We start from the raw sequence: 12,118 nt of genomic DNA on the forward strand, positions 1-12,118 counted from the left end.
AGGCTCTACAATAAGATTAAAAAGCAATTGTTTCAAAAGTTTGTCAATTATATTTTTCTGCAAATAGTTCTAACAGAGCAAAATATTTATAGCAATTTCAGCTTTTTAAACACCAAAATGAACTTAGTAAAATGTTAGAGAAATTATGAAAAACAGAAAAGGGCTGTCTTTTTTAAGACGGCCCTTTTTATGTATATTTTTACCTAAAAATTAAAAAGCTTCGCCAATTCTAAAATAAACTCCCCAGTCTCCTTTACCGACTGCGCCGTCCAGACCGACATTGAATTTCGATTTTTTGAAAGGATTATATCGGTAACCAATGCCACCTCCTGGATACATTTTCCAGTCAAAACTGGGAGTATCAGAACCGTAAATGGTCGCAATACCAAAAAAGCCTACCAATCCCATTTTCTTTCCAAAGTTATATCGGTATTCGCCTTGAATATCCATTAATCCTGACCCTCTGTATTTTCCTTCAGAATAACCGCGAATATCTGTTCCTCCAATAGTACTTTGCTGCTCAAATGCAACATTTCCAAGTCCGAACTTGCCATAAAAGCGTACCGCGATAACATCTTTGCCTTCTCGGTTAGGAAAATATTTATTGGCTTGAAAAGAAATTCGATTCGATGCCAGTTCGTTATCTAAAAATTTCGGATAAGTAGACCAGTCCATTCTAATTTTGTAACCCGTTGTCGGATAGTAAACAGCATCTCTCGTATCGTACAATAAATTAAGGACAACTGCATTACTGTGAGAAATAGAAGAAGGAGAAATATCATCTTCATAAACGGTATTGTAATGTGCATAAGTATAAGAAAGTCCGCCATAAAACTTGCCCACAATTTTACGCTGACCTCCAACGTTCAGTACGGTCGTTTTGGTTCCGTAATCGTAAAAATCGGGTTGGTCAATATCATCCACATAAAACTGAGAATTCTGATTTCCAGTAAAAAAGAAAAATTTCAAACGCCATTTGTCTTCATTTAAATACCATTTATTAAAAAATGCTAAAGCGTATGATTTATTGGTAGTATAAATAGCCGACATTCCAGATAATGATTTTGGAGAAATAGTATCGGCTTCATTCACTTTATACATCATCATCGGAATTGCACCAAACATGAAATCAAGATTCCGATTATAGCTTAGATAGGGCATTATTCGCAGTTCAGTTTTCTTTTCTTTTGTCTTTTTCGGTACCGAATCGGTAATTTTTTGACCAGAAGAAGGAGAAACAAAAGCTGTAAAAAAGAGTAAAAGTAGAAAATGCCTCATTGTATAATTTGTTTAGTGAAAATTACATTGGCGTATAATTCTTAAATTACGCTTTTCAGATACTTGTAAATTTAAATAAAAAATGTAAGTATTTGAAATAAAAACAATTAAGTTACTTTGTCCTGTTAAATATAGCAACAAGTTTTTCTAAAGCGTTTTCAGAATGCAGTTGTTCACCGTTGCTTAAAGTGTCAGTTAAGGCGTTTGCGGCTCTTTTCAGCATTCTCTTTTCAAAAGAATAAATAGCAGTTTTCATATCAGAAAATGAATTGTTCGTTAAACAATCAGCCAATTCAAAAGCGTCAAGCATAGCCAGATTAGCGCCTTTTCCCGCAAAAGGAGGCATTCTATGTGCTGCATCTCCAATAATTGTCAGGTTTTCTTGTGTTTCCCAAGATTGGTTTTGCGGATAATAATACTGTGGACGAAATATAAAGTGCAATTCTTCACTTTTAAAAAATTCATGCCACTCAGAACTCCAATCTTTGTAAACCTCTGCAAACCAATCAAAAATCTTCTGATTGTTTTTAAAATCCAAATCATTTTCTGCAATCCAGTTTTCAGCAATTTTACTGCTAAGAAGAAACATTAAAGAACCGTCTCCTTTTGTGCCGTACATAATGCTCTGTTCGTTTCCTAAAGCCAGCACTTTTCCGCCTTTTGAAAATTCAAAAAGCTTGGGAGCATTTTCTTTGGCATTATAAATTGTACCTTCAATCATGGTTATACCAGAATAAATAGGCTTTTGCATACTTATATAAGAACGAATCTTAGAATTTGCTCCATCTGCGCCAATTACCAAATCGGCATAAACATTTTTTTCATTTTTAAAGAACAATCTCCAGCCATTATTTTCTTTTTCCATTGAAAGGAATTGACTGTCCCAAACCATAGTTTCTGGCAAAAGCGAATGCAATAAAACAGATCGAAGTTCTGAGCGATCTATTTCTGGACGTGGTTTAGATATATCCTGAAGTGAATCATGATTGTTTTCTGAATTTATCTGAGAAATGCTTTTCTGATCAGCATGCTCATCAAATTTCAATTCAAAATTCTGATTTACAATTCGTGCCTTACTAGCATTTGGGCGAATCTTTTTGTAAAATTCATCTAGTAAATTTGCTTTTTCCATGGCTATTAAACCTGAATCTTCATGTAAATCTAAAGGAGAACCCTGTACACGAACTGTTGAGTTGAGGTCTCTTTCGTAAACCTTTACCTTTATATTTTGCAACTGTAAAAGACGGGCTAATACTAAACCGCCCATTCCGCCGCCAACAATGGCAACCTGTTTATTTTGTAGTAACATAGTTTGTAGTTAAAATCTATGTTGCAAAATTATTTAGAGGAAAGAGCAGATAATAGTATAAATCGGTCGTTTTTGTTTTGAAAAAGCTCTTTTGGCAGCGATCCCGAAATTTTCTTGATTTCTTTAATAAAATGTGTTTGATCTGTAAAATTCTCCTCTGGAAAAAGTTTCCCTTTAGCAATATGTTCTAATGAAGCACGAAAGCGAAGAATAGAACAATAGGCCTTTAACGAAATACCAAAATATTGATTAAAATACCGATTAATTTGACGGCTGCTCCAATTAGATTGTTCTGATAATTCTTTTACCGTGAGGTTTCCGTTGGTTTCGTATATAAGTCTGAATAGTTTTTGTTTTCGATTGTCTATTTCCTTTACCAATAAAGACTCGATTTTGGAAGAAGTTTTTTCGCAAAATAATTCAAAATCATCTAAATCATTTTCGTTAAAATCCCAAAAGTTGTTTTCAAGAAGTTTTCCTGAGTTTAAAATTTCAGTAATGCTATCATGAAAAATATACTCAACAGCAGGAAGTTTAAAGCTAACTACAAAGGTTTGGCTATTCGCTGGAATTTTCCCTTTTTCATACTGTTGCGTTCCTAAACCTAAAAGTCTAATTTGAAAAGAAGTTTCAGCAGTTTTCATCAAGGACAAATCAATTCGTCCATCAGGAAGGCCAATCGTTTCCAATGTTTGATCCGATTTATTTTGCATGCACCAAAAGCTCTCTACAAAATCTAAGAGTTTTTTGCTGGGTTTTATGGATTTGTATGCTAAATCGTTGAACATTTTATCAAATTTTAAAGTGAAAGTAAACAAAATGTACTTTATTTCTAGGAAAAGAATCACTTATAGAAAGCTTATAAGAGACTTTCTAATTCGATAAAAAGTGCGATGAAAAACTTAACATTGTATAAGTTGTTGTATATTAGTTGTTTGTGTTTGTTTTTTAGGCGCAATGAAAAACTTAACATTGGCGAATGTCTTTTTCAGTCTATATTTGTTTATTATTTTTTGATGTTAATTTAATGATTTAATAACATTAAAAATTAGCTTAATTAAAAATAAATTTAATCAATTTCTTAAAATTAACAGAATAATGGCAAAAGAAATACTTGTTGATGAAATCAATCAGGAGGCAGAAGCTGTTTCGGTTATCTCAAATGACGAAATCGAGCAAAAAGAAACTCCAGTTTTAGAATCTGCTGAAACTCCAGAAGCAAAACCAAAACCTAAAAGAGCTCCTAAAAAAGTGGCAGAAAAAGAGGCTAGCACAGTAGAAGAAGCTGTTCAAGAACCAACACAAATAGAAGAAATTTCGTCTGAGGCTGAAGAAGAAACATCTGAAGAAAACAACGATCAGCCAAAATCTAAAAAGAATAAAAAAATGAAAGAAAAAGACAAAGAGAAAAAAGAGAAAAAGAAAAAAGCTGTTGCTAAGAAAAAAGAAAAAGCAAAAGATAAAAAGAAAGAGAAAGCTAAAAAAGCAAAACTAAAAGCTAAAGCTAAAAAGAAAGCAAAAGCTCAAAAAGCGAAAGACAAAGCAAAAGCGAAAAAAATCGCTAAAAAGAAAGCAAAAAGATCTAAAGCAAAGAAGAATAAAAAGAAATAATTGTAAATGATTAATTGTAAATGGTGAATTGTTAATTGTTGAAGTTGTTTAGGATAGCTATAACTTCGTTATATTGTCAGGCTGAGCGAAGTCGAAGCCCGCGCAAAGATTCATCCATTCCAATAAAGTTACAAAGCCACAGCTTACAAGATTGATACAGATTTTAAAAAATCATTTTAATCCTGTAATCTGTGGCTGTTTTTATTGCAGTTTTCACATTTCACCATTTACCATTCACAATTTACAATTCACCATTCACAATTTTTGAGTTTTTTTCTCTATCGCAAGCTTGTCAATTTTCTGAAGAAATTCGGGATCAAATTCGGAGTAAGCACGTAGTCTGTATTTTTCGTCTCTAATTTTCATTACGAGACGAATCTTCTGTACCATCAGCCAAATTGGCTCATATCTTTTATGGCCGAGCAAATATTGAATTTTAAGAATTGATATTTTTCGGTGAGAAAGTGTCATTAATTCTATACAAATCATCCAATAGCGAATAGGAAGATTGGAGTTTTCCATTACAGTTCCAGATCTTAGACTAATTCTACTGCCACATTTTCTGCACTGAAATTTTAAATCATTCTGACGAAAAGAATGTACGTCATGCCCACATTTTCGGCACAAAAGTCCATTTTCTAAACGTTTGTTTTTGAGCTCTTCAATACAAGTTGCTTCATCAGAATATTTTTCAAAATAAGCGCGTAATTCCATTTATACAATTCCTCATTTAGGTTTCGAAATATAAAATATTTTGAAGAAATGAAGCGTAAATTGGAATGAAAAAATAAAATGTTTTTTTGCGTTTTCTGAATAGGGTTATTTGTGTCGATATATTTCGCCCCGCTGGGGCTTTTCTATGATTGGGAATGTATTTCTATAAATATATCGCCTCTCGGAGGCTTTTCTACGACTGGATTGTATTTCTATAAATATTTCGCCTCTCTGAGGCTTTTGTATGATTGAGAATATATTTCTATGTATATTTCACCCCGATAGGACTTTTACCTATATGCAAAGCTCCGGCGGAGCTCAATATTTATAGAAAGAAATAGCATAAAAGATATAAAGCTCCAGAGGAGCTACATCTTTTAAAACATGCTAAAAAAATAAAAAGGAATACTCGACAAACGACTATTCCTTTTTATCAAGGGGGGCAAAATTTTGTTACAATTTACCTGCGATTTCTTTTTTATACTTATTAAGGATAGATTTTGTCATACCTAAATTAGCTTTTGTAGAGTCTACAGCCAGGTAAATAAAATAATCTTGATTATCAGAAACGTCGATAATGTGAATTTGAGAACTTAATGTAATCATTACATTGTCAATAACTTGACCGTTTAAATTCAAAGCTTTAATAGCATTCATTTTAGCTTTTACTACTTCAAGGTTGTATGCAGATGCCAATTCTGGGTCAAAATCTGCAACTGCAGAGTGTGAATAATATGACATACCGCTTGCGATTTCAGCAACAGATACTGCGATGAAACCTGGGACGTTCTTTTTTAGGTCTTCCCCAAATTGCGTTAAGAAATCAGACATAGGTTTTTAGGATTTAATTTGAATTAATCGTTTTGGATGAGGCAAAATTAATTATACAATATTATTTAATTATCCGTATTGTGTACCTATTTTTAGGCAAATAATAAAATTAACATAAGTTCTAAAAATCAGTTTTTTTGTTTCCTCAAATTGAATTTTGTTTTAATTTGAAAATGAATTATTTAAACGAAAAATGCTTCTGAAAAAGCGCTGCTGCACCATTTCAAAAGCATTTTCGTTTAAGTAAAAAATAATTTTTTACTTGATTTCTGTTATAAAATCTTCTTGTGGAGTTCTTACTTTTTTCATGTTTACCAACCAATCATTTTCATGATCTCTGTATCCTAGAGGTAAAACTAAAACACTCTTTAGTCCAAGTTCGTTTAAACCTAAAAGTTTGTCTACTTCAGCAGGAATAAAACCTTCCATTGGAGTTGCATCTACTTCCTGTTCTGCAGCTGCAGCGATTGCAACACCAAACGAAATGTAAGCTTGTTTTGCAGCGTGGTTAGCGTGCCATTCTTGTCCAAGTGGCTCATACATTCCCCAAAGTCTTTGTTTGTATTCATCCATTGCATCAGCAGGAATTCCTCTTTCAGCAATTGTTCTGTCAAAAACAGCAGAGATTTTTTCTAAACTATAACCGTCCCAAGCAGCCCATACTAAAACGTGAGAAGCATCTGTAACTTGACTTTGGTCAAAACTTACAGTTCTTAGTTTGTCTTTTAATTCTTTGTTAGTTATAACAAAAATCTTGTAAGGCTGTAATCCAGAAGAAGATGGAGCAAGTTTTGCAGCTTCAAGAATATAATCTACTTTTTCTTGGGGAACAGCTTGTCCGTTCATTTTTTTTGTAGCATAACGCCACTTTAGTGCATCTATTAAGGCCATTTTTTTTAATTGATTAAAATTGTATTCAAATGTAAAAACTTTAAGTGTATTTTTGTCATCCGATTACCAAAAGTAACTGTAACATCGAGGTAACCTACTAATAGAACATGATAAAAGAACCAATACACGATAAAAAATCATGCAACCAGCACATTATGGCGGTGCATGATGCCATGTATATCTTAAATGGGAGATGGAAAATTTCTATAATTGCATCGCTTTGTTTTAATACCTTAAGATTTACCGATTTATTGAGGGAAGTAGAAGGTGTTTCGGGGAAAATGTTAAGCAGAGAACTAAAAAACCTTGAAGAAAATCAATTGGTTACCAGAACCGTCTTAAATACACAGCCCATAACGGTTGAATATCAGTTAACAGAATATGGACATACTTTAAAAGAGGTAATTGATTCTTTGGCAAAATGGGGGCATAATCATAGAAAAAAGATTACGGGTAAAGAATAAATCAGCTTTTGAGTTCTGAAATTCTCTGAAAAAATCCTTGTGTAGCCAGTTTTTGCTCCGTTTCTTCAATAGCTCTCAAAAGATTGTTCTGATTATCGGTGATTTCGTTTAAAGCATTTTTCATCACCGTCCAAACGGGCTGCATTTTTACGACCAGTTCTTTTCCTTTGGCTGTAAGCACAATTAATCTCTTCCGTTCGTCTAACTTGTCTTTTTTAGAACTGATAATTTTTTGTTTCTCTAATTCCTTCAATAAACTTATAGTTGACGGATGGCTATAACCAATTTCGCTCGCAATTTCTACAACACTCAGCATTTCTTTAATGTGAAGCGTATAAATTACAGGAAACCATTTCGGTTCAAAATCAATACCGAACGATTTGTAGATTAAAGCACCGTCTTTGCGCAATTGCTCGCTCAGACGCTGCAACCGCGTTGATATGGCTAATATTCCAATCTCGTCAATTATATTCATTTTTTATTGCTTTAGGTTTAAATGACAAAAAACATTATCGGGTTTCATTAATGGAAAATCAGTAGGAAGCGCTTCTTTTTCGATCGTTACAAAATCATTCTTTTCGTAAAAACGCAAAGCCGCCTGCAATAAAGATACCGTTCCTAAATATAAGTCTTTAATTCCTTTTTCTTTGCTATATGCAATTAGCTGTTCTAATAATTGTTGAGCAATTTGGAATTCTTTACCTCTATATTCTTTCTTAACGAACATTTTCCTGATTGCTGCAGCTTCAGAATTGAATTTTACCAAAGCAATTGTGCCAACTAATTTTTCGTCTATAAAAGCACCAAGAAAAATCCCGCCTGGTTTATAGTAAAAGTTCTCAATATCCAATAAATCAGGCTGATCTTCTAATGTCACAGGAACATTAAATTCTTTTTGCTGAATGTGTAAAATCAAATCTACGATTTCATTTTCGTACTTATTTTGTATAGGCTGAATGTGCATTTGTCTTGTAAATTAAATATATGTACAAAACTACGTAGTTAACTACATATATACAACAAAAAAACTGCTGATCTCAGCAGTTTTAAGTATTTTTTATGATTTCAAACGATTTTTGTTAGAAGTTTTATTCTTTAACTAATACAATAACAGCTTTGTAGCCCGTACCAACATTCCATTCGCTTGACGAAATAACCTGACCTTTATCGTCATAAACTTTAAATTCGGCTGTATTTGGAGAAGCAAAACCTTCGTTTAAGGCTTCAATGTCAATTTTGTTGATTCCTTTTACCAAGTTTATTTTCACACTTTTAAAATCACCATTTAAGAAAACTTCTGGTTCAATTACCTGATCGTTTAAATATACTTTTACTTTATCGCCGTCTACAAAAGCGGCATCGCGATACATAATGGTTGAAGTAACGGCTGTTGTATTAAAATTACCCAAAAACTGATTTCTTCTATAAAATATTCCCTCAACATTCGCTTCTGGCTTATAAAGATTGGTGTTTTTAAATAACTCGTCTGGATTGACCTGAAGCGGTGCCGGTTTCTCAATAGGCGCTGGCGGGTTTTCTTTAGGAGCTTCTTCTTTTGGCGGAATAACTTCTTTTACAGGAGATTTTTTTGCTGGAATCGATTTGAATTTATTATCAAGTTCCTGAGCAAAACTGTGCAATGAAAAGGAAGCAAAGGCAATTATCAAAAATATTTTTTTCATGTTTTTCTACTATTAATCTTGTGTGGTATTGATTTAAAAAATTAGATGCATCATAATCTTTTATATATAAACATTTTATGAAACCAAATATTGTCTTGTTAGGAATTATTTCTCGAAAAATTAACTTCTTTATAAGTAAAAAACAATTGTTTTCTGCTGAAACTGAATTATCTATATATTCTCGTCAAGTTTTGAAGATTCTTTCTTAAATAATGGAATGGAAAAATGTTCTAAACTATTGATTTAAATTCCTTCTTTTTATATTTTTTAATTGTAAAATATTGAATATTAATATTTTGTATATTTATTCTTCAATAAAATAATTTCTGGTATGAATAGGTTAAGTTTTATCTTTTTCCTTTTTGCATTCGGTGGTTTTGCTCAGGAAAACAGCACAAATTCGAGTATTAAAATGCAGATTGAAGATTATAATGCCTCATTTGCAATTGCTTTTACAAAAGGGAATCAAGACGATTTAGTAAAAGCGTATACAGATCAAACCATCTTTATGCCTGAGCATAGCAGACAGCGAGTGGGTAGAAAAATGATTCGGGATTTTTACAAACAATGGTTGAAACAGGCAAAAATTACTTCCTATCAAAAAACAATTTTAGAGTTGCAAGATTTTGGAAACTATGTTTTGGAAATTGGAACATTTAATGAAGACTTAAATCTAAACGAACAGAAAGCGTTTTCTTATATTGGAAAATATGCAGTTTTATGGAAAAAGTCTTCAAAAAGAACTGTGCCTCCAACAATTGCAGCTGAAATATGGGGTTCTTCAAGTTATTTTGATGATAAAAATATTCCGGATATAAACGATATCGAAATTCCAAAGACTAAAAAATATATTCCGACTGACAAATTAACTGTAGAGGTAAAAGAAAGAAATAAAACCATTAAAGAGTTGGTTCAAAATAGGCAAGGAGCAGAGCATGCCAAAATATTTATGCCAGATGCGATGTATTTAACTTATTATACTCCGATTCTTTCGGGTGAAAAAGAAATTACGGATTATTTTACAGAGCATGAAAAACCTGGTACATTGCGGATCGAACAAATTTCGATTGAAACTTCAAATATTATTTACGCACAAAAAGCTATTGTAGAATTTGGTTTCTACAACGTGGATTGGCGCGATGGAGAAAACAGTGGAAATGTAAAAGGAAAAAGCATAAATGTCTGGAAAAAAGACAGTAATGGAGAGTTGATGCTTTTTCGCCAAATTGTAAATCATGATTAACTTTTTGGTCTTTTTTAGATATCATTTATTTCTTCTGTTTGTTGTTGAATACTAATAATTTTGTATAATTTTGAATCCATCTTTATCATTTTTACATACGATGGGTCGATTACTTTGCATATTTTTTATTTTTACCACTTTATATATTTATCCGCAACCTTCAACAAAAGAATGGATTGATAGTTTAAATACTATTGATAATCACGAAAAAAAAGTGGATTTAGCCCTGAAAATTGCTTCCCAACTTCAAGATTCTGATTGGGATAGAGCGATAAAATATGTAGAGCTAGCTGAAACAGAGGCAAAAAAAACAGACAAAGCCGATTTAGCTTTAGCTAAAGTTTATTTATCTGCTGGAGAAATTTACAGTTCAAAAGACGTACTAGATATTACCTTGCAATATTATTTAAAGGCTTATGAAATTTATAAAAGCAATAACATTGAAGATGAAATTGTTCAGGTAGAAAATAATCTAGCCATTACTTATGGAAAAACCAATAATCAAGAAAAAGCACTCAAGTATTTCCTAAATGTATATCGTTATCAAAAATCTAAGAACCAGCCAGAAAAACTGCTAAAAATATTAAACAACATTGGTACAACTTATCTTGGTAAAAGCTTAGATTCATCCCTGCATTATTATCATAAAGCCGATGCAATTGCAAAAAAACTAAAAAACAATACCTTAACCGTTTATGTGTACACCAATTTGGCTAGGGCTTATAGTTTAAAAAGAGATAAAAAAAATGCTGATTTGTATTTTGAAAAAGCTTTTTTATTAATAGATACTCCTATCGATGATTCACTAAAAGCCTTTGTTTTTGAATCGTTTTCCGAATATAATTTACAAGAAAAAAAACTGGATAAAGTCATTTTAAATGCGAAAAAGTCTTTGGAATATTCTCAAGGAAATCTATTTGGTTTTTCTAGCATGCGTTTGAACAAAATGCTTTATGAAGCCTATTTACAAATGGGTGATTATAAAAATGCTGTTTTTTATTTTCAGCAGTTCAATAAAATTAGTGACAGTATTAATATCGAACAAAAGGCCGTAAATCTAGAAAGAATAAAACTCGAACAAGATTATAAAGTCCGAAGCCAGATTCGAACTTTAGTGGAAGAGAAAACCAGATTTAAGTATTATGTGGTTGGATTAATATTGGTTATTGGAATATTGACTTTAATTCTTTTATTAATTCGTTATCGAAACCGAAATATTACCAATCAGCTGGAAAAAGAGAAATTAAAAGCCAAACAGCAGGAATTGAATCAAAGTCTTGAAGCCAAAAATATGGTTTTGGTAGGGAAGGCTATGGCCGAAATTCATCGTACCGATAATATCAACGAAATCCTGACGGATCTTAAAAAAATCAAACTCAAAACTGCCAACAAAGAATTACAGCAGGCAATTGATATTGTTTTGAAACGTCTAGAAAAAGATTTGAATGCCGATATCTGGAAAGAATTTGAAATTAGTTTTGAACAGGTTCATAAATCTTTCTTCGATAAATTGACTATCGATTATCCAACACTTACTCCAAAAGAACGCCGACTTTGTGCGCTGCTTTATTTAGACTTAACTACAAAAGAAATTTCCCAAATTACAGGACAATCCTTTAAATCGATAGAAAATGCGAGAACCAGATTGCGCAAAAAGTTCGATTTAACCAACGAAAAAGTAAATCTTTCCACTTATCTGAACAGTTTTAAAGGCGATTTATTGTAAAATAATTTTAAGTGTAACTGTTTGATATAGTTGTTTTTATTTTAAAAAGAGTGTTTTCTGAGTGCTCTATTTCTGCCTGCGAGTGTTTTTGCATTAGTCCTTTTTTTTCGAGCCTTATAGCGTCCTTCTATTTTTACCAAACGATTATCAAAAACAAGTTTGGATGAATACCACAAAAAAAGAAGAACCCTCTAAAAGTCTGGAAGAACTTCTAGAAGAAACAAAAACAAAAAAGAGTGCGCTCTTAAAAATTTTACAAAAAATAACGAAAGCAAGTTCTAAGAATCAACCGCCGAATTGATTCTAAGGACTTGCTTTTGTGGTTTTCTGCGAACCATCATATCTATTAACTCGCAGCCTTAATACTAA

At 32.2% G+C, this 12,118-nt stretch carries 13 protein-coding genes and 1 pseudogene; 5 read left to right on the plus strand and 9 right to left on the minus strand.

Annotation, left to right across the window (positions count from 1 at the left end):
- Positions 1 to 210 precede the first annotated feature (210 nt).
- From NCC77_RS12280 to NCC77_RS12290, 3 genes are all read right to left on the minus strand, one after another.
- On the minus strand, positions 211 to 1,278 hold the full coding sequence (locus NCC77_RS12280; RefSeq protein WP_250835823.1) for a BamA/TamA family outer membrane protein: 1,068 nt from the start codon (positions 1,276 to 1,278) through the stop codon (positions 211 to 213).
- Positions 1,279 to 1,390: 112 nt separating this feature from the next.
- Complete coding sequence (locus NCC77_RS12285) at positions 1,391 to 2,587, minus strand: FAD-dependent oxidoreductase (protein WP_250835824.1); 1,197 nt, start codon at positions 2,585 to 2,587, stop codon at positions 1,391 to 1,393.
- A gap of 29 nt (positions 2,588 to 2,616) precedes the next feature.
- Complete coding sequence (locus NCC77_RS12290; RefSeq protein ID WP_250835825.1) at positions 2,617 to 3,375, minus strand: helix-turn-helix domain-containing protein; 759 nt, start codon at positions 3,373 to 3,375, stop codon at positions 2,617 to 2,619.
- Positions 3,376 to 3,685: 310 nt separating this feature from the next.
- Between NCC77_RS12290 and NCC77_RS12295 the strand changes: the two genes are divergently transcribed.
- Positions 3,686 to 4,198, plus strand: a complete 513-nt coding sequence (locus NCC77_RS12295; RefSeq protein WP_250835826.1) for a hypothetical protein — start codon at positions 3,686 to 3,688, stop codon at positions 4,196 to 4,198.
- 264 nt (positions 4,199 to 4,462) lie between these two features.
- Here NCC77_RS12295 and NCC77_RS12300 read toward each other — a convergent pair.
- The 3 genes and pseudogenes from NCC77_RS12300 to NCC77_RS12310 all read right to left on the minus strand — a co-directional run.
- A pseudogene (locus tag NCC77_RS12300) lies at positions 4,463 to 4,912 on the minus strand (transposase); the annotation flags it as partial.
- A 453-nt stretch (positions 4,913 to 5,365) separates the two neighbouring features.
- On the minus strand, positions 5,366 to 5,743 hold the full coding sequence (locus NCC77_RS12305; protein WP_095927542.1) for a hypothetical protein: 378 nt from the start codon (positions 5,741 to 5,743) through the stop codon (positions 5,366 to 5,368).
- A gap of 258 nt (positions 5,744 to 6,001) precedes the next feature.
- Positions 6,002 to 6,634 carry a nitroreductase family protein gene (locus NCC77_RS12310; RefSeq protein ID WP_250835827.1) on the minus strand — a complete coding sequence of 211 codons (633 nt, stop codon included), beginning with the start codon at positions 6,632 to 6,634 and terminating at the stop codon, positions 6,002 to 6,004.
- A gap of 107 nt (positions 6,635 to 6,741) precedes the next feature.
- On the opposite strand from NCC77_RS12310, the gene NCC77_RS12315 reads away from it, so the two are divergent.
- A complete protein-coding gene (locus tag NCC77_RS12315; RefSeq protein ID WP_250835828.1) occupies positions 6,742 to 7,098 on the plus strand; it encodes a winged helix-turn-helix transcriptional regulator in 357 nt (118 codons plus the stop codon).
- A 1-nt stretch (position 7,099) separates the two neighbouring features.
- On the opposite strand, the gene NCC77_RS12320 is transcribed toward NCC77_RS12315, so the two are convergent.
- From NCC77_RS12320 to NCC77_RS12330, 3 genes are all read right to left on the minus strand, one after another.
- The gene (locus tag NCC77_RS12320) at positions 7,100 to 7,573 is read right to left on the minus strand and encodes a MarR family winged helix-turn-helix transcriptional regulator (RefSeq protein WP_250835829.1); all 474 of its coding nucleotides are present in this window, start codon (positions 7,571 to 7,573) and stop codon (positions 7,100 to 7,102) included.
- A gap of 3 nt (positions 7,574 to 7,576) precedes the next feature.
- Positions 7,577 to 8,062, minus strand: a complete 486-nt coding sequence (locus NCC77_RS12325; RefSeq protein WP_250835830.1) for a GNAT family N-acetyltransferase — start codon at positions 8,060 to 8,062, stop codon at positions 7,577 to 7,579.
- A gap of 124 nt (positions 8,063 to 8,186) precedes the next feature.
- On the minus strand, positions 8,187 to 8,780 hold the full coding sequence (locus tag NCC77_RS12330) for a hypothetical protein (RefSeq protein WP_248726532.1): 594 nt from the start codon (positions 8,778 to 8,780) through the stop codon (positions 8,187 to 8,189).
- 331 nt (positions 8,781 to 9,111) lie between these two features.
- Here NCC77_RS12330 and NCC77_RS12335 point away from each other — a divergent pair, with 331 nt between their 5' ends.
- The 3 genes from NCC77_RS12335 (at position 9,112) to NCC77_RS12345 (ending at position 12,050) form a co-directional block, all read left to right on the plus strand.
- On the plus strand, positions 9,112 to 10,023 hold the full coding sequence (locus NCC77_RS12335) for a YybH family protein (RefSeq protein ID WP_250835831.1): 912 nt from the start codon (positions 9,112 to 9,114) through the stop codon (positions 10,021 to 10,023).
- 100 nt (positions 10,024 to 10,123) lie between these two features.
- The gene (locus NCC77_RS12340) at positions 10,124 to 11,749 is read left to right on the plus strand and encodes a tetratricopeptide repeat protein (RefSeq protein WP_250835832.1); all 1,626 of its coding nucleotides are present in this window, start codon (positions 10,124 to 10,126) and stop codon (positions 11,747 to 11,749) included.
- Between the two features lie 163 nt (positions 11,750 to 11,912).
- Entirely contained in the window at positions 11,913 to 12,050 is a 138-nt protein-coding gene (locus NCC77_RS12345) for a hypothetical protein (protein WP_250835833.1), read from the plus strand.
- Positions 12,051 to 12,118 lie beyond the last annotated feature (68 nt).

Origin of the sequence: Flavobacterium tyrosinilyticum (genome assembly GCF_023656565.1) — a bacterium.
GTDB classification, from domain to species: Bacteria; Bacteroidota; Bacteroidia; order Flavobacteriales; family Flavobacteriaceae; genus Flavobacterium; species Flavobacterium tyrosinilyticum.